The following is a 23,525-nucleotide window of genomic DNA, read 5'->3' as shown; positions in this document are numbered from 1 at the left end:
GGGCGCGCGGCACTAGGCCACAGCTCCCGCGACGATCGACTGCGCCTCGACCGCGGGCGCTTCCGCCCCGTCGTTGACGCGACGCAGTGCGCGGTGGCCGAGGGCGACCACGAGGGTCGCGACGAGCACCGATCCGCCGGCGACGTAGTACGGCGTGGCGGCGGTGAAGCTGTCTGCGAGTGTCGTCGCGAGCGGGGGAGCGATGGCGCCGCCAAGGAACCGCACGGCCGAGTACGACGACGAGGCGACGGAGCGAGGCAGATCGGTGGCCTCCATCACGCACTCGGTGAGCACGGTGTTGAGGATTCCGAGCAGCAGACCTCCGACGATGACAGCCACGACGAGACCGGCCTGCGAGGTGACGAAGAGCCCGGCGGCGACGAGGTCGAGCGCGAGCAGCGGCAGCACGACGGTGAGCACGGTGGTGCGCTTGAGCCGTGCAGTCAGCAGGGGAGCGACCCAGACCGAGGTGACGGCGAGTCCGACGCCCCAGCCGAAGAACGTGAACCCGATGCCCATCGCATCGAAGCCGAGCGGGAACGGCGTATAGGCGAGCAGCACGAAGAAGCCGATGTTGTAGAACTGAGCCGTAATCGCGAGCAGGGCGAGAGCGGGCTGGCCGAGCGCGCGGAACGGCGCGGAGAGCTTCGTGGGCACCCGGGCGGCCTTGTCGTCTCCCTTCAGCAGCACGGTGATGGCGATGAAGCCGATGGCCATGAGAGCTGCGGTGCCGAAGAACGGCGCGCGCCAGGTGACGCTGCCGAGCAGGCCGCCGAGCAGCGGTCCGATCGCGATGCCGAGCCCCAGTGCCGCCTCGTACAGGATGATGGCCGACGAGGTTCCGCCACTGGCGGCGCCGACGATCGTGGCGAGCGCGGTCGAGATGAAGAGCGCGTTGCCGAGTCCCCAACCGGCGCGGAAGCCGATGATGCTCTCCACGTTGCCGCTGAGCGCGGCGGCCGTGGCGAAGACCACGATGAGCGCGAGCCCGATCATCAGGGTGCGCTTGGCGCCGATGCGGCTGGAGATCCAGCTCGTGAAGAACATCGCGAAGCCGGTGACGAGCAGGTAGCTGGTGAACAGCATCTCGGTGTCGGTGGGGCTCGCCTCGAGCTGCTCGGCGATCGCGGGCAGGATCGGGTCGACGAGACCGATGCCCATAAACGCGATGACGCTCGCGAATGCGACCGCCCACACCTGCTTGGGCTGATGCAGGATGCTGGTCTTGGCGGCGCTCATGCGGCCACCGCCTTCGAGCCGACGCGGGCGGCGAGGATCTCTGCCGCGCGGCCGAGAGTCGCCCACTCGGTGTCGCTGACGTCGCCGAAGATCGCGCGGGTCGCGGTCGCGAGCTGGGCGCGCCAGTCGTCGAGCGCGGCCCGGCCTTTGTCGGTGATGGCGATGAGCCAGGCGCGGGAGTCGTCGGTGTCGGCGATGCGGTACACCCACTCGTCTTCGATCAGGCCCGCGAGCAGCTTGGTCATGCCCGGCTGGCTGATGCGGGCCGAGCGTGCGAGCTCGCCGTTGCGACGGGGGCCTTCGGCGATGAGCACCGAGAGCGTCGACCAGACGGCGGCCGAGACGGTGCTGCCGGTCGACTGCGCGGCCATGCGGGTGAGGCGGTGGTTAGAAGTGAGGAGGGACTCGATGATGTCCGTGGGTTCTGCGTGCATGCTCCAAGTCTATAACCAAGTTATATAACTCGGTTAAGTTGATAGCGAACGGATGCCGCGGCCGGCGATATGGTCGAAACACCATGAACGTTGCAATCGCCGCCATCCTCTTCCTCACCACCGTCTTCAACCTGGTCACCTGGCCGACCTTCTTCCGCCGCGTGGCGAAGGACCCGCGCGCGCGTACCGCGACAGGAAAAGCGACACCGTTCTTCACGGTCCACCTCGTGCTGCTGATCATCGGCCTGACCCTCGCGGTGGCGTCGGCGGTCGCGGGCGTGGCGCTGCTCGTCGCCTAGGCCGCGTCGCTCGTCCTCAGCCAACTCTGGTAAACCTGTCTCATGACAAACAACGAGGTAACGCTTTCGCGCGGCGACGAGTACATCGTCTTCTACACGGGCGGACCCTACGACGGACAGACCGACACCCGCGTGAGCACCGACGGCTCGTACGACACGGAGATCACCGTTCTCGTGTCGCTCGACGGCAAGGAGACGCAGGTCGTCTACGGCAACGCCGCGGCCAAGAATGTCGGCGACCAGGTCCAGGTTCACTACACCTGGGATCCCGCCGCCGGCGAGGCCCTCGAAGACCCTGACGAGCGCGTCAGCGAGCAGTAGGAATTCTCCCGACCCCGCGGGGGTTGGCATGGACGTGAACCTTCTCTTCTTCTCCTCGTCGTTCTGCGACCCGTGTATCCAGACGCGTGGCGTCCTCAAGCAGGTCGCGATGCTCCTGCCCGACGTCAAGATCGCCGAGTTGGATGTCGCACGGGACAACGCCGAGGCAGCGAAGGCGGGCATCCGCTCCACGCCGACCATCGTGGTGGCCGACGCCGACGGCACCGAGGTCTTCCGTGCCGAGGGCGTGCCGACCCTGAACCAGGTACTCATCGCTTTGGCGAAAGCCGTCTGATCGCGCCTGCGCTATCGTAGAACCGCGCCTCTGTAGCTCAGTGGATAGAGCAAAAGCCTTCTAATCTTTTGGTCGCAGGTTCGATTCCTGCCAGGGGCACCGAGATTCTCGCATCAGCGCTGCAGCAGCGCGTCCAGTCCGACCGCCATCGCCGCCGCGAGGCGGAAGTCGAGTCGCTGGTCGGGCACATCGATCGTGTAGCGGTCACGCAGCGAGAACTGGCGCTCGCTCGACATCACGACGGCACCCGTGGCCTTGTCGGTGAAGTCGAAGTGGAACGTGAACGGCAGCTCGATGAACCGTCGGATGATCGCGAGCGCGTGGTTGCGCTCCTGCCCGTAGGCGTCGATGCCGGCACCGGCGAGGTGGAAGCTGGAGCGCAGCAGGCTGGCGGCGAAGTCCTTCTGGAACGTTCCGAGCGGTTGGCCCGCGCCATCCATCACGTCATAGACGGCCGCGAGATCGAGGGCCTGCCGAGCCTTGAACGAGAAGACCGCCTCCGTGCGAGCCTCGTCGGCGTAGAAGGTGACCTGTTCCTTGAAGGCCAGACGCTTCTGCTGGGCGACGGCAACGACGCGGCCCTCGCTGCCGTCGGGGTTCGCCTCCCGGATCTCGTAGCGGTTCACCATCATGGTGATGCGCTGCTTGATGAAGAAGCGGCTGACGTACTGGGCGGCCTGCGTGTGGGAGTCGGTCATGCCGCCGAGCTTAGCGCCGAAGTTGAGAATAGGACGAGTTAGTCGGACGCCGCCGATTTGACTTCCTCGACAAGGGTGCGCCACGGGCCGGTGACGGCCGACTCGGGGAGTGTCGCCGTGCGGGTCTGCCGGGAGGAGGTCGCCTCGATGCGCCAGACGAACCGGTCGCGGTCGGCCGTCGGCGGATAGGTCTTCTGCCACGGGCACGCGCTGACGATCGCCGGCCAGTCGACGGAGGGGGCGTCGGACGAGCTCACCCGCCATTCGCGCTTCAGCCCGGCGAAACCGCCCGAGCGCACGACGTGCAGGGACCAGACGACGACGCGGTCGGGTGTTCTCATCGAAAGGTCGCTCCCGTCTGCGGTATCGAAGGGTCAGGCAGTGGACTCACCGTAGCGCGGTTCACCGAGCCTCGCTCCGGTGGTTGCGCTCCGCCGCGCGCTTAGCACCGTTCCCCGATTCCCGCTCGTCGTATCTTCGCGGGACGCGCCCGCTTAGCGTGAGCCGCATGGGCAATGGAAAGAAACATCACAAGCGTGTGCCGCGGGACCTCTACGAAGCCGAACTCAAGCGTCTGCAGATCGAGCTGGTGAACATGCAGCAGTGGATCACCGCCACGGGAGCACGTGTCGTCGTCGTGTTCGAGGGGCGGGATGCCGCGGGCAAGGGCGGCGCCATCAAAAGGATCATGCAGTACCTGAACCCGCGCACGGCCCGGGTGGTCGCTCTGCCCAAGCCGAGCGAGCGGGAGCTCGGGCAGTGGTATTTCCAGCGGTACATCGAGCGGCTGCCGACCGCCGGCGAGATCGTGCTGATGGACCGCTCCTGGTACAACCGTGCGGGGGTCGAGCACGTCATGGAGTACAGCTCGCCCGAGCAGTACGAGCTGTTCCTGAAGCAGGCGCCCGTGTTCGAGCGGATGCTCGTCGAGGACGGGATCATCCTGATCAAGTACTGGTTCTCGGTCTCCGACAAGGAGCAGGAAGCGCGATTCCACAAGCGCCTCAACGATCCGGTGCGCCGCTGGAAGCTCTCCGACGTCGACGTGCTGTCGATCACGAAGTGGGAGGACTACTCCCGCGCGAAGGACGACATGTTCACCCGCACCGACATCGACGAGGCACCGTGGTGGACCATCGAGAGCGACGACAAGCGCGCGTCCCGGCTCAACACCATCAGCCACCTCTTGTCGCAGATCCCGTACGAGACCATCGAGCCCGAGCACGTCGAGATTCCCGACCGCCCTACGGCCGACGACTACGTGCGCCCGTCCAAGAAGCTGTACCGCTACGTGCCCAGCCACGCCAAGACCCTGAGGTAGGAACGCCATGCGAGAGTTCGGATTTGTGAAGAAGGTTTCGGCCATCGAGAACGCCGAGGCGCTCGACCCGGCCGTGCGACGGGTGAAGGGCATCGTCGACACCGTCGTTCAACCGCAGGACGTGCGCGACCTGCTGCACGGCGTGCCCGTCGGACACGCCGTGCACCCCGTCGCCGTGCTGCTGCCGATCGGCGCCTGGATCGGCAGCGCCATCCTCGACTTCGTCCCCGGCTCCCGCGCCGCCTCGCGGGTGCTCGTCGGGGTCGGCGTCGCGGGGGTGCTGCCGTCGGTCGTGACGGGTCTCACCGACTGGAGCGAGCTGCACGAACAGCAGCAGCGGGTCGGGCTCGTGCACGCGGCATCCAACACCGTCGCCACGGCGCTCTACGCTGCGTCGTTCGTGCAGCGCACCCGGGGTCACCACACCAGCGGACGTGTTCTCGGCCTCGTCGGCCTCGCCGCTGTCGGTCTCTCCGGGTATCTCGGCGGGCACCTCGCCTACCGGCAGGCGGCGGCGGTGAACCACGCGGAAGACGTTCCCCACCGTTTCCCCGTCGGATGGCGCCACCTCGGCGCCGTCGACGAATTCGTGGTCGACGAGCCCGCGCTCCGCACCGTGGACGGCGTGCCGCTCCTGGTCGTGCGCAACACCGTCGGACTCGACGTTCTCGCCAACACCTGCAGCCACCTGTCCGCCCCGCTGAACGAGGGACAGCTCGTCGTGGCGGACGGCGAGCGCTGCATCGTCTGCCCGTGGCACGGCAGCGTCTTCGCGCTCCGCACGGGCGAGGTCGTGCACGGTCCCGCGACCGCGCCGCAGCCGCGCTTCGAATCCCGCGTCACCGACGGGAGCATCGAGGTGATGCTGGAGGGAGCGGGCTAGACGGCCGCTTCGACGGCGACGCCCACACCCGCCCAGCCGGCACGCACAGCCTCGACCTCGTCGGAGGCGTCGCCGTACCGTGCCGCCGCGGCCGTCACGGTGGCTACCGCGAACTCGGCGAAGGTGCTGCGCGGCTTCAGGCCGAGCTCGAGGGTGTCGTACCAGATCTGCCCGGCGCGCTCCCAGGCGTTGCCGCCGAGGCTCTCGGCGACGAGGTAGAACGCCCGGTTGGGGATGCCGGAGTTGATGTGCACGCCGCCGTTGTCGTCGTCGGTCTCGACGAAATCGTCGAAGTGCGCCGGCTGCGGGTCGGCGCCGAGCACGTCGTCGTCGTACGCGGTGCCCGGGGCTTTCATCGACCGGAGCGCCGTGCCCTCGACCTCGTCGGTGAACAGGCCCGCACCGATGAGCCAACTGGCTTCGGCAGCCGTCTGTTCGAGCGAGTACTGCTCGACGAGGGCCCCGAACACGTCGGACAGCGACTCGTTGAGCGCCCCGGACTGCCCTTCGTAGACGAGTTCGGCGGTGTACTGGGTCACGCCGTGGGCGAGTTCGTGTCCGATGACCGTGAGCGAGGCGGTGAAGCGCCGGAAGATTTCGCCGTCGCCGTCGCCGAAGACCATGCGGTCGCCGTTCCAGAACGCGTTGTCGTAGTCGACGCCGTAGTGCACGGTGGCGTCGAGGGGGAGGCCCGCGCCGTCGATCGAATTGCGGCCGTAGACCTCGGAGAACAGTGCGAAGGTCGCACCGAGACCGTCGTACGCCTCGTCCACGGCCTCGTCGCCCGTCGCGTCGTCCCCCTCGGAGCGCACGGTGGTGCCGGGCAGCGTCTCGCTGTTCTCCGCGTCGGACACCGTGCGGTTCGGCCCGTCTCCGATCTCGACGACGAGGTTGTTGTCCTCGTCGAGGCTGAAGCTGAGCCGCGCCGCGCGCAACGGGTCGACGTCGAGGAGGGTGCGCCGGGCCGACCGTGCGGCGTGCGCGAATCGGGCGTCGTCGAGTTCGGCGATGCGCGCGAGCAGATACGGGGGAACGATGCCGTGAACCATGTGACGACCCTAGGTGGAGGCACCGACACGCGCCAGAGCGGGTTCGCGGCGGACGACAGGAGGCCGCCCGGATTTCTCCGGGCGGCCTCCTGTGTCGAGCGGGTATCAGCCGATCTTGCTGGTCTCCGTCGGAGTGTCCTCGTCGATCGTGGCCGTGATGACCTCGCCGGTCTCGGTCGGGCGCGGGGTGAACGTGCGGGTGGATGCGGGCGGCACGATCGGCGCCGACGGCGTGACCGGGGGAGCGACGGGCGCGGCCTGCTGCACCGGCGTGGACTGCACCTTCGGTGCGACGGGCGCTGCGGGGGCCGGCGTCGCGGTCGCGGTCGGCGTGGCGACGGTCGCGGTGGCGGCCTGCTCCGCCTTCCAGCGACGCTGGCGTTCGATCAGGTCGATGTCCTCGGTGGCGCCGTTCGCGCGGAAACGGTCGAGGTCGGCCAGGAAGATCTTGCGGGCACGCGACGGACGATGGTGCCACTCGATCAGACGCTCGCTGTATTCGGCGTAGCCCTGGTCGGCGGTCACGCTGAAGTTCGCCGAATTGCGCTTGATCTCGGCGAGCTGGTACTCGGCCCAGGCGCTCGCCATGGCGGCACCCTTGGCGGGGAGCACGCGCACGCGGATGCTGGCGACGCTGGACTGCGTCTCGAAGTGCTCACGCGTGTGATTGGAGAGACCGCTCCACTGCGACGCCTTCTCGCCCACGGCGATCAGCGCTTCGATGGCGGACGCGCGCTCGGCGCGCTCCTGCTTGGCGATCAGCCGCGAGACGGCTCCGCGGGCGATCAGGGCCGCGAGAATACCCGCGACGACGATCGCGACGAAAGGAAGGATCATCGTCGTGATCAGACGCGTGCCTTCGGTCGAGTTGGACCAGTCCAAGAAATCATTCCACCACTGCATGGGTCGAACCATACGCGCGGAATCGGGCGAATCGGCGAGGCTGTCGCGTGTCGGGCAAACCCCGCTGTGCGTCGCCGGTCGATCGTCTATGCGGACGCGAGGGATCGTGCGCGCATCATCCGATGCGGAAACACTGCAGTGCGTCATCCATCGACCAGAACTCGCCGACGGAGACGAACCGCTGCTGCCGGACGATCATGCGCTTTGCCCGAAAACGGATGCCGCGGCTCTCGCTATACCGTTCGATGTAGCCCGCGACCTCGCCGTCGGGCCGCGTCACCCGCCAGAGGGCGTCGTGCAGTTGCACGGCGTCGAGGCCGCGCACGGCGGAGGTGGTCGTTGCGAAGTCGAGAATGGTCACGGTGTGCTCCCGTTGTCGGCCGGCCCAGAGGTGGATCGCCGCTGTTGTCAGCGACAGATTCACGGTAGAGGCGACCACCGACATCCCGGCCGGGTCAATCGCGAGAGGGGCCGCACTCGCGTGCGACCCCTCCGGAGTGCCGGTTAGCGCAGCGCCGTGCCGTCCACGGCGAACGGCTCGATCGCGGCGATCTCGTCGGCGGTGAGCGGGGTCGCTTCGCGCGCCTTCAGGCTGTCCTCGAGCTGGGCGACGCTCGAGGCGCCGATCAGGGCCGAGGTCACCTGCGGGTGGCGCAGCACCCAGGTGAGCGCGAGCTGGGCGACGGTCTGGCCGCGGCCGTCGGCGATCTGCTTGAGGCCGCGCACGCGCTCGAGGTAGGTCTCGCCGATGGCGCCGGGCTTGAGCCAGCGCCCCTCCGACGCGCGCGAACCCTCCGGCACGACGCCGTCGATGTAGCGCTCGGTCAGCAGGCCCTGGGCGAGCGGCGAGAAGACGATGCTGCCCGCGCCGATCTCGTCGAGCACGGGGAACAGGCCGTCTTCGATGTGCCGGTCGAACATGTTGTAGCGCGGCTGGTGGATCGTGAGCGGGATGCCGTGGGCGGCGAGCGCCTTCTCTGCCGCGAGCGTCTGCTCGGGGGAGTAGTTCGAGACGCCGACGTAGAGAGCACGGCCCGAGGTGACCGCGGTCGCGAGCGCGCCCATGGTCTCCTCGATCGGCGTCTCCGGGTCGGGGCGGTGGGAGTAGAAGATGTCGACGTAGTCGAGGCCGAGGCGGGTCAGGCTCTGGTCGAGCGAGGAGAGCAGGTACTTGCGCGACCCGAAGTCGCCGTAGGGGCCCTCCCACATGTCGTAGCCGGCCTTCGACGAGATGATGAGCTCGTCGCGGTAGGGACGGAAGTCTTCGGCGAGGATGCGCCCGAAGTTCGACTCGGCCGATCCCGCGGGCGGGCCGTAGTTGTTCGCGAGGTCGAAGTGCGTGACGCCGAGGTCGAAGGCGCGGCGCAGGATCGCACGCTGGTTCTCGAGCGGCTTGTCGTTGCCGAAGTTGTTCCAGAGTCCGAGGGAGACGGCGGGGAGCTTGAGCCCGCTGCGTCCGACTCTCTTGTATTCGGCGGATGTGTAACGGTCGTCATTGGCGTTATAAGGCATACGCTCAGCCTAGGGTCAGCGGGGGGAACGGCGTGTGCGCGTGCCGCGTTCACGGCGTCGACCGATCATGCACTCGGATTCCGAGGGTGTGGAGGGCGGCCCGGCTCCTACGAGTGGTCGGCGTTCTTGGCCTTCTCAGCAGCGGCGGCGGCGTCCGCCCGGAACCTGCGCGGAAGCAGGATGCACGCCGAGACGATCACGACGAGCGCGAGCGTCGCAAGTGACACCAGCATGGCTATCTCGAAAAACAGGTCGTCTTGCACTTCGCCGCGTTGAGGGAGAAGCGCGGCGGCGTGGGCGGGCGCGGTTGCCGTGACTGCCGTGACAGAGAGGAGCAGTGTGGACGTGACTAGTGCGGTGCGACGGCGCATACGGAATCCAATCGAGCATCGTGCGTGGATCGAAAGAAGCTGAGGATTCCAGTTCTCGAGGCGGGCCGAACGCGCGGAAGGCGGATGATCGTCGGCTTGCGCGATTGCCCAGACGGCGGAGCCGTGGGGAGCGCCTCATTGTGGGGAAAACACGGTGGTTCCCCTGCGCCCCACTTTATGACGCCCATTCAGGTTACGCAACGAAAGCGGGAAAGGGCCGACGAACTCACAGGCGGACTTCGATGATCGCCCTTGTCACGGCTCAGGAGTCGTCTTATCGTCGTTGTGCGTCGACGGCTAACGTCGGCGTAGAAAAGGAGCTCGACGATGAGCGACACATCAGTGACCGACACGGCAACCACACACACCTGGCTGGCCATCGGGCCGGCCGGGACGCTCGGATGGATCACCACCGTCACGGGCGGCTACACCTTCAAGCTCGTGGGCGACGACACAGAACGCGCCGTTTATCCGAGCCTCGAGGCGGCGAAGGGCGCTCTGTACTCGGCCCTCGTACCCGGCACCGAATGGCCGGAATTCCGGGAGCACTAGGGGCTTTCTCTTCTCTCCACAACAACACCGAAGCCGGTTCTCTCCACAGATGGAGGGGACCGGCTTCGGTGCGTCCGCAGGCGGGGCCACACTGTGCGGAGCGGGTCCCGCGGAGGTCCCGGCATACACGCCTCCGCGGGATCCGCCCCCACCCACTAGGACGGAGAAGACAGCATGACCGACAAGATCACAGTCACCGGGTTCGTCGCCACTCAACCGGTCGTCAAGAAGGTGACGGGCGATCTCCTCATCACCTCGTTCCGCATCGCCTCCAATCAGCGGCGGTTCGACAAGGGGCGCGACAGGTGGATCGACGGTGAGACCAACTGGTTCACCATTACCGCTTTCCGGCACCTCGCAGCCAACGTGAGCGCGTCCGTCGTGAAGGGCGACCGGGTCGTCGTCCACGGCCGGCTCCGTGTGCGGGACTGGGAGGCCGCGGACAACAAAAAGGGCACGAACGTCGAGATCGAGGCGGATGCTCTCGGTCACGATCTTTCCTGGGGCACCACGGCGTTCACCCGGGTGAGCCTGAGCACGGGATCCGCGAACGGCGACGGCTCGGCGGTGCCGGGCGAGGACACCGCGGACGTGTTCCCCGACGACGTCGACGACGACGCCACGATCCACTCCGACCCGCTGTGGGGCGCTCCCGGGGTCGTCGGGGTGAGCGTCGGTGCGGGAGCCGGTGCGGCGGAGGACGGCGACGAGAAGATTCCGTTCTAGGGCGCCGCGTAGGATTTCCCCGTACGGAGCGCGTTCGCGCTCTGTCGGAGGGGGAGTAGCGGATGCACGCCAGAACGACCGGCGGCACCCGCGTGCGGCTTATTGCGGCGGCGGCCGTGGCAGCCGCCGCGCTGGCACTCGCGGCGTGCACCGCCGACGCGCCGACCGCACCGGTGCCCTCGACGACGGTGTCGTCCGCACCGTCGGGCGAGGCGACATCCACCCCCGAACCCGAACCGGTGCTCGACCCCGCGGGCGACGCCGCGGCGAACCTCGACTACTTCGACTTCGTGAACCGCGCTCTGATCGAGACGGTTCCGACGCCGAACGGGCAGCAGATCGTCGACAACCTCGTCGCCGCCGGGTTCGCCAAAGCCGACATGGAGATCACGCCCGACGAGACGGTAGGCGGGGAGACGGCCGAGGCGATCCAGTTCTCGGTCCGGATCAACGGCAGCTGCCTCATCGGGCAGACCGGCACGGTCGGCTACAACGCGCTGGCGCAGCCACTGCTCGGAACGGGCAAGTGCCTCATCGGGCAGACCCGCACTATCGACTTCTAGGCGAGGGCGATCACCGGCACCCCGCGGCCCTTACGTAGAATGGTCGGCATGGCCGAATTTATTTACACGATGGTGCGCGCCCGCAAAGCGGTCGGCGACAAGCTGATCCTCGACGATGTCACCATGTCGTTCTTCCCAGGTGCGAAGATCGGCATTGTCGGCCCGAACGGCGCCGGTAAGTCCACAATCCTCAAGATCATGGCGGGGCTCGACACGCCCAGCAACGGCGAGGCTCGACTGAGCCCCGGCTACAGCGTCGGCATCCTCATGCAGGAGCCGGAGCTCGACGAGACCAAGACGGTGCTCGAGAACGTGCAGGAAGGCGTCGGCGAGATCAAGGCCAAGGTCGACCGCCACGCGGCGATCGGCCTCGAGATGGCCGAGCCCGACGCCGACTTCGACGCGCTGCTCGCCGAAATGGGCACGTTGCAGGAAGAGATCGACGCCGCCGACGCCTGGGACCTCGACTCCCAGCTCGAGCAGGCGATGAGCGCCCTGCGCACGCCGCCGGGCGACTACCCCGTCGACAGCCTCTCCGGTGGAGAGAAGCGCCGCGTCGCGCTCACCAAACTCCTGCTGCAGAAGCCCGACCTGCTGCTGCTCGACGAGCCCACTAACCACCTCGACGCCGAGAGTGTCCTCTGGCTCGAGCAACACCTCGCCAAGTACCCCGGCGCCGTGCTCGCCGTGACCCACGATAGGTACTTCCTCGACCACGTCGCCGAGTGGATCGCCGAGGTCGACCGCGGCAAGCTCTACCCGTACGAGGGCAACTACTCGACCTACCTCGAGAAGAAGCAGGAGCGCCTCACCGTCCAGGGCAAGAAGGACGCGAAGCTCGCCAAGCGACTCTCGAGCGAACTCGAATGGGTGCGCAGCAACGCCAAGGGACGCCAGGTCAAGTCGAAGGCGCGTCTCGCTCGCTACGAGGAGATGGTGAACGAGGCGGAGAAGACGAGGAAGCTCGACTTCGAAGAGCTCGTGATCCCCGTCGGACCGCGCCTCGGTGCGCAGGTCATCGACGCCAAGGACCTCAAGAAGAGCTTCGACGACCGCGTGCTCATCGACGGCCTCAGCTTCACGCTGCCCCGAAACGGCATCGTCGGCGTCATCGGCCCGAACGGTGTCGGCAAGACCACGCTCTTCAAGACGATCGTCGGCCTCGAGCCCCTCGACTCCGGCGACCTGAAGATCGGCGACACCGTCGACATCTCCTACGTCGACCAGAACCGTGGCGGCATCGACCCGAACAAGACCCTGTGGGAGGTCGTCTCCGACGGCCAGGACTACATCCAGGTCGGCAAGACCGAGATCCCGTCGCGCGGCTACGTGTCGCAGTTCGGGTTCAAGGGACCGGACCAGCAGAAGAAGGCCGGCGTCCTCTCCGGTGGTGAGCGCAACCGTCTCAACCTGGCGCTCACGCTCAAGCAGGGCGGAAACCTCCTCCTGCTCGACGAACCGACCAACGACCTCGACGTCGAAACGCTCGGCTCGCTCGAGAACGCGCTCCTCGAGTTCCCCGGCTGCGCCGTGGTCATCACTCACGACCGGTGGTTCCTCGACCGCATCGCCACGCACATCCTCGCCTATGAGGGAACCGACGAGGACCCGTCGAACTGGTACTGGTTCGAGGGCAACTTCGAGTCGTACGAGGAGAACAAGATCGAGCGCCTCGGCGCGGACGCAGCGAAGCCGGGACGTTCCACGTACCGCAAGCTCACCCGCGACTAGCCCCGATGCGCATCCACGTCGCCATCCCGCTGCGCTGGTCGGACTTCGACGCCTACGCGCACGTCAACAACGCCGAGATGCTGCGCCTCCTCGAGGAGGCGCGCATCCAGGCGTTCTGGCGTCCCGACGCGGGCGGAGAGCCCGGCGCGGCGACGGCGGTGCTCGACGCCCGACCCGGCGCCGAGATGATCGGGCTCATCGCGCGTCAGGAGATCGAGTATCTCGCGCCGATCCCGTACATGCGCGCACCGATCGACATCGAGATGTGGATCGGCCGCATCGGCGGCGCGAGCATCGAGATCTGCTACGAGATCTTCTCGCCCGAGGGCGTGACACCGCGGGTGCTGTTCACCCGCGCGGCGACGACCCTAGTCATGGTCACGGCCGCCACCGGACGCCCGCAGCGCATCACCGACGACCTGCGAGAGGTCTGGGCCCCGTACGTGGAAGAGCCCGTCAGCTTCACAAAGCGAGGCTGACGGGCTCCGCGCCGGTAACGGCGTCCTGGCTCAAATGGCGGGCACTGCCCGCGGGGCGCGACCGAGACGGTCTAGCCCTGGCGGGACTTCATGCGCGGGTTGGCGCTGTTGATCACGAACGTGCGTCCACGACGGCGGACAACCTGCGATCCGGGTGCCTTCTTGAGCGACTTGAGCGAATTACGTACCTGCATGGCCCACCAGCTTTCTTGTTGACTACGATTATCAACAATTTCCCGGCCTAGTTATTCCCGGGTGCAGGCGAGGGTACGCGCACCATGCCCTCCTGCGCAACGCTCGCGAGTAGAACGCCGTCGCGCGAAAAGATGCGGCCGAGCGAAAGGCCTCGTCCGCCGCCCGCCGTCGGCGATTCCTGCACGTACAGCATCCAGTCGTCGACCCGCCCGAACCGGTGGAACCACATCGCGTGGTCGAGGCTCGCGGCCTTGAGCCCGGGCATCGCCCACGGCACACCGTGACCGCGCATGATCGGCTCGAGGATCGAATAGTCGCTGGCGTAGGCGAGCGCCGCGCGGTGCAGGTTCTCGTCGTCGGGCAGCCGCGACTTGGCGCGTACCCAGACGGCCTGGTGCGGAACGCGGTCGCCCTCGACGGAGAAGTAGATGGGGGAGGGCACGTGCCGCATGTCGAACGCGCGCCCGTTCGCCCAGTCCGCGGCGACGGGGTGGTCGATGCCGGACAGCACCTCCGCAGCGCTCGGCAGCGACTCCGGCTCGGGCAGCCCCGCGGGCATCTCGACCTGGTGGTCGAGCCCCTCGTCGACGTCCTGGAACGACGCGATCATCGACAGGATCGGCAACCCGCCCTGGTACGCCTGCGTGCGGCGGGTCGAGAACGACCGGCCGTCGTGGATGCGGTCGACCGAGAATGTGATGGGCTGCGTCGCGTCGCCGGGGCGCAGGAAGTAGCCGTGCATCGAATGAACGAAGCGCTCGGCGGATATCGTGCGCATCGCCGCGATCAGCGACTGCGCGAGCACCTGTCCGCCGAAGATCCTGCCCCCGGGTTGCGGTTGGCTGATGCCGGTGAAGATGTCTTCGCTGGTTCTCGCGCCGGTGTCGGTCAGGTCGAGTGCGGAAAGGAGTCCGCTCACGGGGTCGCTCATGCCCTGTAGTTTAGAACGCAGATGAGCACCGCATTCACCCTCCAGGATTCCCTCGCCCTCGACGACCTCACGACCTATCTCAGTCGGGCCGGTCGGGTGGAGGACGGTTCCGTGCGCCTGATTTCGGGCGCGGGGGTGCTCGCCGTGTACGTCGCCGTCTTCTACCCGTCGGGCCTGCTCGATGAGAGCCCGACCGTGCTCGGTCTGCGCACCTTCGCACTGACCGAGACCGAGAACTTCGACACCGTGGTGCCCGTCGGCTCGCTTCTGCAGCGTCTCACCAACAAGAAAAACACGGTGACGGATGCCGGGGCGCCCGTATCGGTCACTCTCCCGATGGCCGTCCACACGGTGTCGTGGGCCGCGATCTCCCCGCCCCGTGGCGGCTGGACCGCGCTGGAGTCGACGCGCGGATCCCTGCTCGACACCGTCGCCCGCGCGGGCATCGACGAGATCGCGACCGCCATCCCCACCGGAACGGGCGAGCAGATCGTGCACCGGGTGCGCTCAGAGGTCTGGGGACGTCCCATCCCCGGGCTCGAACACGTTCCGGCCGGTGCCGGATTCGCCGCTCTCAGCCTCGGTTTCCTCGGCTCCGCGGAGGAGACGGTGCAGATCTTCGAGACCGGACCGTGGACCCGACTGACGAGCCGCCGCGGCCACGTGCTGGCGAAACGACGTGCCTGGACACTCTCCCGCTGACTAGCCCTCGACAAAGAGTGCGGCGGGGCCCTACTCTCTGAGATCACCGGGCTCTCCGGTCTGTGCATCCGTTCGTTCTGGCGAGGAGACACCATGGCTGAATTCACCGACCGCGAGCAAGAAGAGATCGACCGCGCGAACGAGTCGGGTCTCAGACCCGTCGTCTTCGTCCACGGTCTGTGGCTGCTCTCCAGCAGCTGGGACCGCTGGCGCGCGTTCTTCGAGGACCAGGGCTACATAACGCTCGCCCCGGGCTGGCCCGACGACCCCGAGACGGTCGAGGCCGCGAAAGCCGACCCGGAGGTCTTCGCCAACAAGATGATCACGCAGGTGACCGACCACTACCTGGCGGCGATCGCCCAGCTGACCATCGACCCGGCGGTCGTGGGGCATTCGTTCGGCGGGCTCATCGCCCAGCGGATCGCGGGCGAGGGGGTCGCGGCCGTCACCGTAGCGATCGATTCGGCACCCTTCCGCGGAGTGTTGCTGCTGCCGGCATCCTCTCTCAAGTCGGCCGCACCGGTGCTCACCCACCCGGCCAGCGTCGGCAAGTCGGTGTCACTGACCTTCGAGCAGTTCAGTTTCGGGTGGTCGAACGCCCTGACCGAGGAGGAGGGGCGCCAACTCTACGACGAGTACCACGTGCCCGCGGCGCGCAACCCGCTGTTCCAGGCGGCGACGGCGAACCTCAACCCGTTCACGCAGGCGAAGGTCGACACCGGCAACCACGAGCGCGGCCCGCTGCTCATCATCTCCGGCGACGAGGACAACACCGCGGGTCCCGCGATCCAGCACGCGATCTTCGCTCTGCAGGAGAAGAACCCCGCCGTGACGCAACTCGTCGACATCCCGGGCCGGGGGCACTCGCTCACGATCGACCACGGCTGGAAGGAAGTCGCCGAGATCGCCATCGGGTTCGTGCGCGAGCACGAGTAACGTCAGGCCGCGAGCGCGTCGATCTGCGCCGACCAGCGGCGCGCTGCCGCGGCGAACACGCGGTCGGCGATCTCGATCGACCCGCCCAGGGCGAGGTCCATCTGCAGGCCGCGCTGGAGGGCGATCATCTCGGCGGCGAGGCCCTCGGCGTCCTCGTCGGGCAGTCCGTGGCCGCGCAGATAGATCGAGTACCCCTGCAGCCATTCGGTCTGGAACGCGTCGACGAACTGCGAGTAGGTCGCCGGGTCGTGCACGGCCAGGGCGAGCACCTCGAGGAAGAGGCGGATCACCGGCAGCTGCTCGGCTCGGGAGATGCGGCGCCAGACGCGAACGAGTTCCTGTTCGGCCGGGGTGGTGCCGTGCGGCCGCAGGAGTTCGCCGTCGCGCACGGCCGAGATGCGGGCCGCCTCGTTCAACGCGAGGGTGACGAGCTGCTCGCGCGACGTGAAGTAGTAGAGCAGCACGCGGTGGCTCGAACCGATCGATTCGCCCAGAGTGCGCAGGCGGAGATCGATCACGCCGTTCTCCAACAGGTACTCGGCGGTCAGCCCGAGCAGGCGTTGCCGCTCGTCGAAAGTCCGGTCGCTGCTCACAGTGCCCCCTCCGTCGGTGCGTTTCCCCCGGTGACGATCTTTAGCGTAGGCGTACGGGTGGCGCCGCGGGGTGCAGAACAGGATACGTACCAAATGGTACGGTAGCAGGATTGCCCTCCGACGAAAGACCAGCCGTGCCGATTCCCCTCCTCATCGATACCGATACCGCGGCTGACGACTGCTTCGCGCTGCTCGTCGGGCTGCTCGACCCGCGCGCCGACCTGCTCGCCATCACGATGGTCGCCGGAAACGTCGGCTTCGACCAGCAGGTCGACAACGCGTTCCTGACCGTCGGACTCGCCGGCCGTCTCGGAGAGGTTCCCGTCCACCTTGGCGCGCGCGACCCGCTGGTGCGTCCGTGGTTGAGCGCGAGCGACGTGCACGGCGACGGCGTGGGCGGCTTGAAGCGTCCGGACGACGGCCACGCGCCATCCGACGAAGACGCCGTCGACGCGATGATCCGCCTGGCCAAGGAGCACAAGGGCGAGCTGAGCATCGTGGCCATCGGCCCGCTCACCAACATCGCGCTCGCGGTGCAGAAGGACCCCGAGTTCGTCGCGAACGTCGGCAGCCTCTACGTGATGGGCGGCTCGATCAACGCGCGCGGCAACATCACGCCCGCCGCCGAGTACAACATCTACGTGGACCCGGAAGCAGCGGACATCGTGTTCTCCGCCGGATTCGCCGACGTCGTCGTGATCAGCTGGGACCCGCTGACCATCACGGACGCCGTCTTCGACCAGGAGCGCATCGACCGCATCGCCGCCCTCGACACCACGCTGTCGCGCTTCTTCGTGCGGGCCAACCAGGCCACGTTCGATTTCGACTCCCGCGTCGGCATCGGCGGATCGTCGCACTGCGACTCGCTCACCGCGCTGCTCGCCCTCGACCGCAGCCTCGCGACCGCCGAGAGCCGCTATCGGCTCGAGGTGGAGACGGAGGGCACCCGCACGCGTGGCGCCACGGTCTTCGACTGGCAGTCCGACGACAACAACGTGACCGCGATCGAAAAGGTCGACGGCGAGCGGTTCTTCGACTACATGCTCACGCTTCTCGGCACGGAGCCGGCGGCCTAACCCAGCAGGTCGCGCCAGTCGGCGGGCACCCGGTCGGCCGGACCGGGCGTCGACTGGTCGGTCGGGTGGCTGGTCGGTTCGGCCAGCGCCGGACCGTCGACGAGTTCCGAGGTGCGGTAGTCCCAGAACCAGTCCTCGCCCGGCTCGAAACTCTGCATCACCGGATGCCGCGTGGTCGAGTAGTGGGCCGTGGCGTGCTTCGACAGCGAGTCGTCGCAGCAGCCGACGTGTCCGCACTCCGCGCAGCGTCGGAGGTGGACCCACCAGCTGCCGGTCGCGTCGCACTCCACGCACCCGGGGCCGCTCGGAGCGGCAGTCGTATCGATTCCGTCGGTCATGAGCCCATCTTGCTCTAGTCGCGGTGCCCGTCTCTACGCCGGTGTGCCGACGGGCTGCGCGGCCGCGGCACGCGGGTAGAACATCGCCCGCTCGACGCGCACGTCGACGGCCTCGCCGACGAGCGGCCGCCGCCCCGGGACGCGGCAGCGCACGGCGATTCCGTTCCAGTCGACGACCACGTCGTTGCTTCCGCGACCGTACAGCGACGACGTGACGGTGGCGCCGGTGCCCGGGGTGAGCGTCACGTCTTCGGGCAGGACCGCGATCGACCCGTCGCCCTCGCCGGCCCCGCCGAGCTCGAGGTCGTCGACGCCGACCCGGCATCCGTGGCCGCTGGCGCTGAAGACGCCGGCGTGCAGTACGCCGGTGAAGACCGTCGCGTCGGAGAGGAACGTCGCCACGGCGGGCGAGGCGGGAGTCGAGACCAGTTCCGGGGGAGTGCCGACCTGCTGGATGCGCCCGCCGTCGAGCACGACGACGCGGTCGGCCAGGGCGAGTGCCTCGTCGCGGTCGTGCGTGACGTGCACCACGGTGAGCCCGATCGAGCGTGTGAGCGTCTGCAGTTCCAAGCGCAGGCTGTCGCGCAGCGGTTCGTCGAGCGCGGAGAGCGCCTCGTCGAGCAGCAGCACCCGCGGGCGGCCGACGATGGCGCGCGCGAGTGCCACCCGCTGCCGCTGGCCTCCGGAGAGCGTGGCGGGGTTGCGTTTCTCGAACCCCTCGAGGCCGACGAGCGCCATCACCTCGGCGACCCGCGCCTGGCGCTCGGCCTTCGCGACCCCGGCGAGGCGCAGCGGGTAGGCGACGTTGCGTTCGACGCTCCAGTGCGGCCAGACGGCGTGCTGCTGGAATACCATGCCCAGCTCGCGCTTCTCGGGCGCGACGAGCGTGGATCCGTCGGCGACGAGCGCCTCGCCGAGGTGGATCGACCCCGCGGTCGGGCGCAGGAAGCCCGCGATGGCCCGTAGCAGGGTGGTCTTTCCCGAGCCCGACGGCCCGACGAGCGCGACGAACTCGCCGTCGGCGATCGCGAGGTCGATGCCGTCGAGGCCGACGGTGCCGTCCGGGTAGGTGAGGCCGACGTTGGTGAGGGTGACGGAGGACACGGTGGGACCTTTCGTGGGGGTCAGCGCGCCCGGCGGGCGGCGAGACCGAGGCCGGCGAGGCCGACCAGGGTGATGATGAGAGAGAGGGCGGATGCCGCGTTGTAGGCACCGGCCTGCTGCAGGCTGAAGATCGACACACCGAGTGTCTGTGCGCCCGGGGCGAGCAACAGCACGGAGATGGTGAGCTCGCGCACGGCGGTCAGTACGACGAGGGTCGCACCGGAGATGGCCGCCGGCAGCGCCATCCGCCAGGAAATATCGAAGAGTGCCCGCAGGCGGCTCGCGCCGGAGATGCGCGCGGCCTCTTCCGCGGTCATCGGCGTCGACCGCAGGGGAGCGCTCACCGCCTGCACGACGATCGCGACGAACGCCATGACGTAGGCGCAGAGGATCAGCCACGGGGTGTTGAACAGCCCGATGCGGGGGGCGATGATGAGCCAGCCGACCGCGATGACGAGTCCCGGGATCGCCTGCGGCAGCATGGCGACCGTGCGCAGGGCGGTGTTCGAGCGGGCGTCGGTGCGGGTGACGAGGGTGCCGATCGCGAGGCCGACGATGCCGCAGATGACGCCCGCGAGCACCGACAGCACGACCGAGTTGACCGCCCCGGTGACGGTGGCCGGCATGGTCGTCGCGCGCACGATGTTGTCGAGCGTGAGGTTCTCCCAGGCCAACGGCACTCCGGGTGCCGGCAGCAGCGACTGGGTGAGCAGGGCGAAGAGCGGCAGCAGGGTGATCGCGAGCACGCCGACCCAGGCGACCACGGTGAGCGGCAGGCGGGCGACGCCGAGCGGGAGGATGTGGTCGGCCGACGCCGAGCCGTCCAGCTCCCAGCGCGATCGGGAGACGAGCATGTCGATCACCATGGCGGCGGCGGCGACGATCAGCAGCACGACGCCGATGGTCGAGATCACCTCGAGCGGCGACTCGACGGTGCCCGACTGGATGTACCGGTAGATGAGCGTCGACAGCGTCACGTAGCGTTCCGGCAGTCCGATGATCGACGGGATGCCGAAGTCGGCGAGGTTGCCGACGGCGACGAGGGTGAACGCGGAGAGGATCGCGGGGCGCAGCAGCGGCACCGTGATCGTCATGACGGCGCGCACGGCGGAGGCGCCGCTGATGCGCGCGGCCTGCTCGAGGTCGGAGGGGATGCGGCGCAGCGCGGCCGAGACGATGATGTAGGCCACCGGGTAGGAGTGCACGGTGAGCAGGAAGATCACGCCGTCGCCGCCGTAGATGTTCCAGAGCGGGGCGCCGAACCACTGGGCCCAGAGTGCGTTGACCGAGCCGGTGGGGCCGGCGATGCCGATCCAGGCGATGGCGCCGACGAAGGGCGGCACGAGCAGAGGCGTGAGTGCGAGCAGGCGGAGCACACGACGTCCGCGCAGGTCGCTGCGGTCGAGCAGCAGCGCGAGTACCGTCCCGACGACGACGGCACCGACGGCCGACGAGACGGCGGAGACGAGACTGTTGAGCCCCGCTTCGGCGATGTCTCCGCCGAGCAGCAGGGGCAGGTGGTTGTCGGATGCCGCGAGCCAGACGATCGCTCCGAGCGGCAGCAGCACGACCGCGGCGACGACGACCCACAGGGCGATGCGCACTGCGTCGACTCCGTCGGCCCGCCGACGCGCGGTAGGCCGCGGGGCGCGGGCCCGGTCGATGACGACCGGGCCCGCGCTGCGTGCGGTGGGGGTGGAGCTCATTACTGGAAGAGCTCGTTGAAGCGGGCGACCGCCGCGGCCTTCGTCTCGGCGATCAGGTCGAGGTCGGGCGTGAGGATGGTGATGTCGTCCATCGCGGGGGCGCCGTCGGGGGTGCCGACGTCGTTGCGCACGGGCAGGTAGGACTGCTCGACGGCCAGCGTCTGGCCGGCCTCGCTGACGAGGAAGTCGACGAACGACTCCGACGCGGCTTCCTCGTCGGTGCTGGCGAAGATTCCGACCGGCTGCGAGACGTAGGGCACGCCCTCGGACGGGTAGGAGACGTCGATCGGCGAACCGGCGGCCTGGAGCTCGCGCACCAGGTAGTCGACGACGATGCCGACCGGCTGCGTGCCGGCGGCGACCGCCTGCGAGACCGGGCCGTTGCTGTCGGCGATGACCGGCTCGTTGGCGGCGAGGTCTTCGAGCCACTCCTCGCCGAGCTCGTCGGTGTTCATCCAGACGGCGGCGTTGAACGCGGCCGCGCCCGAGACGTCGGGGTTCGGCATGGTGATCTTGCCGGCGTACTCCGAGTCGGTGAGGTCCTGCCACGAGGTGGGCGGGGTGTCGATCGCGGTGGTGTTGTAGGCGATGACGGTGGGGATGATGCGCGTGCCGGTGTAGAAGCCCTCGGGGTCGACGACGTCCTGGTTGAGCGACTCGACGTCGGCCGGCGTGTAGGCGAGCAGGAGGTCGTCGGCGGCGTAGCCCTCGAAGGTGGGAGCGTCGGCGGCGAGGAGGATGTCGGCCTGCACGTCGCCGGTGGTGCGCTCGGCCTCGATGCGGGCGGTGAGGTCGCCGGTGCCGGCGCGGAACACCTCGACCGTGACGTTCGGCTGCTCCTCGTTGTACGCGGCGACGATGGCGTCGATCTTCTCCTGCGGCTCCGACGTGTAGACCGTGATGGTCGCGGCGTCGAGCTCCGTGCTGGTGGTCGCGCTGTCGGCGTCGGCGGTCGCCGCGGGCTCGGCGGCGGTGCAGCCGGTCAGGGCGAGGCCGAGTACCACGAAGGTGGCAGCGGTGGCGACGTAGTGCTTGCGGGTCATGGTGTCCTTATTCGTTGTGGTGCGGGTGTGGTGTGGGAAACGGGAGTGGAGAAGAGGGGGCTCGGCGACTGCAGGCTGACCGGAGCGGTGATGACCTGGTCGGCGGTGATCTGCACGAGCGAGAACATGGCGAGGTCGTGGCCGCTGACGGTCGACGGCCCGGCGTTCATGATCTGGTGGTACGCCAGCGACGGGCCGACCGAGACGGGGAGTCCGTGGAAGAGCGCGGTCATGGGGTGGTGGTAGTGCCCGGCGAGGATGACGCGGGTGTCCGACCCGGCGATGGCGGCGGCGAAGCGCTCGGGGTCGCGCAGCCCGATCTTCGACAGCGTCGGCAGCGGCGAGGGCACGGGAGCGTGGTGCAGGGCGACGATCGTGCCGCTGCCGAACGGCTCGGCCACGGTGGCGCGCAGCCAGTCGAGCTGCTCGTCGTCGATCGCGCCGCTGTGCGTGTCGAGCAGCACGATGCGGGTGTCGCCGACCGTGGAGACCCGGTAGTGGGAGCCGGTGTGCCCGTCGAGCACGCGGGAGGCGTCGGGGTCGTCGTGGTTGCCCAGGGTGGTGAAGACGGGCGCGCCCACCTTCTCGCCGAGCGCGCGCAGGGCGGCATTGACGGCGGGGTAGGCGGCGGCGTGTCCGCGCTGGGCGAGGTCGCCGGTCACGATGACCGCCTCGGGCGTGACGCCGGCCGCCAGCACGTAGTCGCCGACCTGTTCGAGCCGGGCGACCCCGTCGACCTGCCCGTAGAGCAGTTCGCCGAGGGTGGCGTGGACGTCGCTGAGGTGGACGACGGTGAAGCGGTCAGTCATCGATCGGCCGGCCCAGGGAGCGGCGGAGCGCCTGCAGCTGCTCGGCGCGCAGGCCGTTGCGGATCAGGAACGCCTCCGCGCCGCCGAGCGCGCTGAGGGTGCGCAGCGCGTGCTGCATCGCCTCGGCGGGGCTGTCCAGGTGCAGGCGCAGCGAGGCGGCGTGGTCGGCCGCGTCGAGGTTCATGGGCAGCAGGGTGGCTTCCGCGATGGCCTGGCGTTCGGCACGCACGACGCCGGCCGACAGCGCGTAGTCGGCGACGACATCCGTCTCTTCGTGGCCGGCGGCGAGCAGGGCGAGGGCGACGACCAGGCCGGTGCGGTCCTTGCCGGCCGTGCAGTGCACGAGGACCGGCCCGGAGGAGTCGGCGATCGCGGCGACGGCCTCGGTGAGCTGCGGGGCGCGCTCGACAAGCAGGAACTCGTAGAGCCGCTCGAGGGAGCCGGAGGCGGGCGGTCCGTCGGGAAGGCGGAAGAGCGGCACGTGGGTTACCGGGACGCCGTGCACGGGCAGGGCCCGTTCGCCGTCTTCGCGCAGGTCGAGCACGAGGGCGAATCCGAGGTCCGCGATCTGCGTCGCGCCCGCGGTCGACACCGAGTCCAGACTGGCGGTGCGGGCGAGCCACGGTGCGACGCCGGGGGAGAGAATTGCCCATCGGGCGTTGTACGTGCCGTCGATGGTGATGCCCGACATGGAGTTCCCGATCTCGTTTCACCGT

31 protein-coding genes and 1 tRNA gene are annotated in these 23,525 nt (G+C 68.6%); 14 read left to right on the top strand and 18 right to left on the bottom strand.

Annotated elements, in window-relative coordinates; all coding sequences use genetic code 11:
• Window positions 1-12: 12 nt before the first annotated feature.
• Complete coding sequence (locus HD599_RS09915; RefSeq protein ID WP_184236752.1) at window positions 13-1,239, bottom strand: MFS transporter; 1,227 nt, start codon at window positions 1,237-1,239, stop codon at window positions 13-15.
• Window positions 1,236-1,673 carry a MarR family winged helix-turn-helix transcriptional regulator gene (locus HD599_RS09910; RefSeq protein ID WP_184236749.1) on the bottom strand — a complete coding sequence of 146 codons (438 nt, stop codon included), beginning with the start codon at window positions 1,671-1,673 and terminating at the stop codon, window positions 1,236-1,238. Before HD599_RS09910 ends, HD599_RS09915 begins: the two co-directional genes overlap by 4 nt.
• 83 nt (window positions 1,674-1,756) lie before the next feature.
• Here HD599_RS09910 and HD599_RS09905 point away from each other — a divergent pair, with 83 nt between their 5' ends.
• The 4 genes from HD599_RS09905 to HD599_RS09890 all read left to right on the top strand — a co-directional run bounded on the left by HD599_RS09905 (window position 1,757) and on the right by HD599_RS09890 (window position 2,687).
• Window positions 1,757-1,972 carry an SCO4848 family membrane protein gene (locus HD599_RS09905; protein WP_184236747.1) on the top strand — a complete coding sequence of 72 codons (216 nt, stop codon included), beginning with the start codon at window positions 1,757-1,759 and terminating at the stop codon, window positions 1,970-1,972.
• A 42-nt stretch (window positions 1,973-2,014) separates the two neighbouring features.
• Entirely contained in the window at window positions 2,015-2,293 is a 279-nt protein-coding gene (locus HD599_RS09900; RefSeq protein WP_184236744.1) for an oligoribonuclease, read from the top strand.
• Window positions 2,294-2,321: 28 nt separating this feature from the next.
• Complete coding sequence (locus HD599_RS09895; RefSeq protein ID WP_184236740.1) at window positions 2,322-2,588, top strand: thioredoxin family protein; 267 nt, start codon at window positions 2,322-2,324, stop codon at window positions 2,586-2,588.
• 26 nt (window positions 2,589-2,614) lie between these two features.
• A tRNA-Arg gene (locus tag HD599_RS09890) sits at window positions 2,615-2,687 on the top strand.
• A gap of 14 nt (window positions 2,688-2,701) precedes the next feature.
• Here the strand turns inward: HD599_RS09890 and HD599_RS09885 are convergent.
• Together HD599_RS09885 and HD599_RS09880 are read right to left on the bottom strand one after the other, a co-directional pair.
• On the bottom strand, window positions 2,702-3,286 hold the full coding sequence (locus HD599_RS09885) for an LURP-one-related family protein (protein ID WP_184236738.1): 585 nt from the start codon (window positions 3,284-3,286) through the stop codon (window positions 2,702-2,704).
• 38 nt (window positions 3,287-3,324) lie between these two features.
• On the bottom strand, window positions 3,325-3,627 hold the full coding sequence (locus HD599_RS09880; protein WP_184236735.1) for a protealysin inhibitor emfourin: 303 nt from the start codon (window positions 3,625-3,627) through the stop codon (window positions 3,325-3,327).
• A 167-nt stretch (window positions 3,628-3,794) separates the two neighbouring features.
• Here HD599_RS09880 and ppk2 point away from each other — a divergent pair, with 167 nt between their 5' ends.
• Together ppk2 and HD599_RS09870 are read left to right on the top strand one after the other, a co-directional pair.
• Window positions 3,795-4,607, top strand: coding sequence for a polyphosphate kinase 2 (gene ppk2 / locus HD599_RS09875; RefSeq protein ID WP_184236732.1), 813 nt, complete (start codon window positions 3,795-3,797; stop codon window positions 4,605-4,607).
• Window positions 4,608-4,614: 7 nt separating this feature from the next.
• The gene (locus HD599_RS09870; protein ID WP_184236729.1) at window positions 4,615-5,490 is read left to right on the top strand and encodes a Rieske (2Fe-2S) protein; all 876 of its coding nucleotides are present in this window, start codon (window positions 4,615-4,617) and stop codon (window positions 5,488-5,490) included.
• Here HD599_RS09870 and HD599_RS09865 read toward each other — a convergent pair.
• The 5 genes from HD599_RS09865 to HD599_RS18200 form a co-directional block, all read right to left on the bottom strand.
• Window positions 5,487-6,539 (bottom strand): M4 family metallopeptidase, encoded by a 1,053-nt coding sequence (locus tag HD599_RS09865; protein WP_184236714.1) that lies wholly within the window; start codon window positions 6,537-6,539, stop codon window positions 5,487-5,489. The two genes, HD599_RS09870 and HD599_RS09865, sit on opposite strands and share 4 nt — an antisense overlap.
• A 105-nt stretch (window positions 6,540-6,644) precedes the next feature.
• Window positions 6,645-7,421, bottom strand: a complete 777-nt coding sequence (locus HD599_RS09860; RefSeq protein WP_184236712.1) for a hypothetical protein — start codon at window positions 7,419-7,421, stop codon at window positions 6,645-6,647.
• 136 nt (window positions 7,422-7,557) lie between these two features.
• On the bottom strand, window positions 7,558-7,803 hold the full coding sequence (locus HD599_RS09855) for a hypothetical protein (protein WP_184236709.1): 246 nt from the start codon (window positions 7,801-7,803) through the stop codon (window positions 7,558-7,560).
• A gap of 143 nt (window positions 7,804-7,946) precedes the next feature.
• Window positions 7,947-8,954 carry an aldo/keto reductase gene (locus HD599_RS09850; RefSeq protein ID WP_184236706.1) on the bottom strand — a complete coding sequence of 336 codons (1,008 nt, stop codon included), beginning with the start codon at window positions 8,952-8,954 and terminating at the stop codon, window positions 7,947-7,949.
• Window positions 8,955-9,061: 107 nt separating this feature from the next.
• Window positions 9,062-9,187 (bottom strand): hypothetical protein, encoded by a 126-nt coding sequence (locus HD599_RS18200; protein WP_281381832.1) that lies wholly within the window; start codon window positions 9,185-9,187, stop codon window positions 9,062-9,064.
• 465 nt (window positions 9,188-9,652) lie between these two features.
• Here HD599_RS18200 and HD599_RS09845 point away from each other — a divergent pair, with 465 nt between their 5' ends.
• The 5 genes from HD599_RS09845 (at window position 9,653) to HD599_RS09825 (ending at window position 13,376) form a co-directional block, all read left to right on the top strand.
• Window positions 9,653-9,877: a methyltransferase gene (locus HD599_RS09845; RefSeq protein WP_221420478.1), complete on the top strand. Its 225-nt coding sequence runs from the start codon at window positions 9,653-9,655 to the stop codon at window positions 9,875-9,877.
• 174 nt (window positions 9,878-10,051) lie between these two features.
• Window positions 10,052-10,603 carry a single-stranded DNA-binding protein gene (ssb, locus tag HD599_RS17805; RefSeq protein WP_221420477.1) on the top strand — a complete coding sequence of 184 codons (552 nt, stop codon included), beginning with the start codon at window positions 10,052-10,054 and terminating at the stop codon, window positions 10,601-10,603.
• Between the two features lie 62 nt (window positions 10,604-10,665).
• Complete coding sequence (locus HD599_RS09835) at window positions 10,666-11,166, top strand: DUF6993 domain-containing protein (RefSeq protein WP_184236703.1); 501 nt, start codon at window positions 10,666-10,668, stop codon at window positions 11,164-11,166.
• 48 nt (window positions 11,167-11,214) lie between these two features.
• Window positions 11,215-12,897 carry an energy-dependent translational throttle protein EttA gene (gene ettA, locus HD599_RS09830; RefSeq protein WP_184236700.1) on the top strand — a complete coding sequence of 561 codons (1,683 nt, stop codon included), beginning with the start codon at window positions 11,215-11,217 and terminating at the stop codon, window positions 12,895-12,897.
• Window positions 12,898-12,902: 5 nt separating this feature from the next.
• On the top strand, window positions 12,903-13,376 hold the full coding sequence (locus HD599_RS09825; RefSeq protein WP_184236697.1) for an acyl-CoA thioesterase: 474 nt from the start codon (window positions 12,903-12,905) through the stop codon (window positions 13,374-13,376).
• A gap of 71 nt (window positions 13,377-13,447) precedes the next feature.
• On the opposite strand, the gene ykgO is transcribed toward HD599_RS09825, so the two are convergent.
• Both ykgO and HD599_RS09815 read right to left on the bottom strand, forming a co-directional pair.
• Window positions 13,448-13,570, bottom strand: coding sequence for a type B 50S ribosomal protein L36 (gene ykgO, locus HD599_RS09820; protein ID WP_184236694.1), 123 nt, complete (start codon window positions 13,568-13,570; stop codon window positions 13,448-13,450).
• Between the two features lie 47 nt (window positions 13,571-13,617).
• Window positions 13,618-14,502, bottom strand: coding sequence for an acyl-CoA thioesterase (locus HD599_RS09815; protein WP_184236691.1), 885 nt, complete (start codon window positions 14,500-14,502; stop codon window positions 13,618-13,620).
• 21 nt (window positions 14,503-14,523) lie between these two features.
• On the opposite strand from HD599_RS09815, the gene HD599_RS09810 reads away from it, so the two are divergent.
• Window positions 14,524-15,204: a DUF8185 domain-containing protein gene (locus tag HD599_RS09810; protein ID WP_184236688.1), complete on the top strand. Its 681-nt coding sequence runs from the start codon at window positions 14,524-14,526 to the stop codon at window positions 15,202-15,204.
• Between the two features lie 93 nt (window positions 15,205-15,297).
• Complete coding sequence (locus HD599_RS09805) at window positions 15,298-16,140, top strand: alpha/beta fold hydrolase (RefSeq protein ID WP_184236685.1); 843 nt, start codon at window positions 15,298-15,300, stop codon at window positions 16,138-16,140.
• Between the two features lie 2 nt (window positions 16,141-16,142).
• Here HD599_RS09805 and HD599_RS09800 read toward each other — a convergent pair whose 3' ends face one another.
• Complete coding sequence (locus HD599_RS09800) at window positions 16,143-16,733, bottom strand: TetR/AcrR family transcriptional regulator (protein ID WP_184236681.1); 591 nt, start codon at window positions 16,731-16,733, stop codon at window positions 16,143-16,145.
• A 134-nt stretch (window positions 16,734-16,867) separates the two neighbouring features.
• Here HD599_RS09800 and HD599_RS09795 point away from each other — a divergent pair, with 134 nt between their 5' ends.
• Entirely contained in the window at window positions 16,868-17,809 is a 942-nt protein-coding gene (locus HD599_RS09795) for a nucleoside hydrolase (protein ID WP_184236678.1), read from the top strand.
• On the opposite strand, the gene HD599_RS09790 is transcribed toward HD599_RS09795, so the two are convergent.
• The 6 genes from HD599_RS09790 to HD599_RS09765 are packed head-to-tail and all read right to left on the bottom strand — an operon-like array spanning window position 17,806 to window position 23,500.
• The gene (locus tag HD599_RS09790) at window positions 17,806-18,147 is read right to left on the bottom strand and encodes a UBP-type zinc finger domain-containing protein (protein ID WP_184236675.1); all 342 of its coding nucleotides are present in this window, start codon (window positions 18,145-18,147) and stop codon (window positions 17,806-17,808) included. The two genes, HD599_RS09795 and HD599_RS09790, sit on opposite strands and share 4 nt — an antisense overlap.
• Before the next feature lie 33 nt (window positions 18,148-18,180).
• Window positions 18,181-19,251, bottom strand: coding sequence for an ATP-binding cassette domain-containing protein (locus HD599_RS09785; protein WP_184236672.1), 1,071 nt, complete (start codon window positions 19,249-19,251; stop codon window positions 18,181-18,183).
• 20 nt (window positions 19,252-19,271) lie between these two features.
• Window positions 19,272-20,957, bottom strand: a complete 1,686-nt coding sequence (locus tag HD599_RS09780) for an ABC transporter permease (protein WP_184236669.1) — start codon at window positions 20,955-20,957, stop codon at window positions 19,272-19,274.
• Window positions 20,957-22,000 (bottom strand): ABC transporter substrate-binding protein, encoded by a 1,044-nt coding sequence (locus tag HD599_RS09775; RefSeq protein WP_184236666.1) that lies wholly within the window; start codon window positions 21,998-22,000, stop codon window positions 20,957-20,959. Before HD599_RS09775 ends, HD599_RS09780 begins: the two co-directional genes overlap by 1 nt.
• Window positions 21,997-22,809 (bottom strand): metallophosphoesterase, encoded by an 813-nt coding sequence (locus tag HD599_RS09770; protein WP_184236663.1) that lies wholly within the window; start codon window positions 22,807-22,809, stop codon window positions 21,997-21,999. The genes HD599_RS09775 and HD599_RS09770 overlap by 4 nt, the downstream gene beginning before the upstream one ends.
• Window positions 22,802-23,500, bottom strand: a complete 699-nt coding sequence (locus HD599_RS09765; RefSeq protein ID WP_184236660.1) for a tyrosine-protein phosphatase — start codon at window positions 23,498-23,500, stop codon at window positions 22,802-22,804. The genes HD599_RS09770 and HD599_RS09765 overlap by 8 nt, the downstream gene beginning before the upstream one ends.
• Window positions 23,501-23,525: the final 25 nt, after the last annotated feature.

The sequence above is a fragment of the Conyzicola lurida genome (assembly GCF_014204935.1).
In the GTDB taxonomy this organism is placed as follows: Bacteria; Actinomycetota; Actinomycetes; order Actinomycetales; family Microbacteriaceae; genus Conyzicola; species Conyzicola lurida.
Note: the sequence above shows the minus strand (reverse complement) of the source record. Positions and strands in the feature narration are given on the sequence as shown.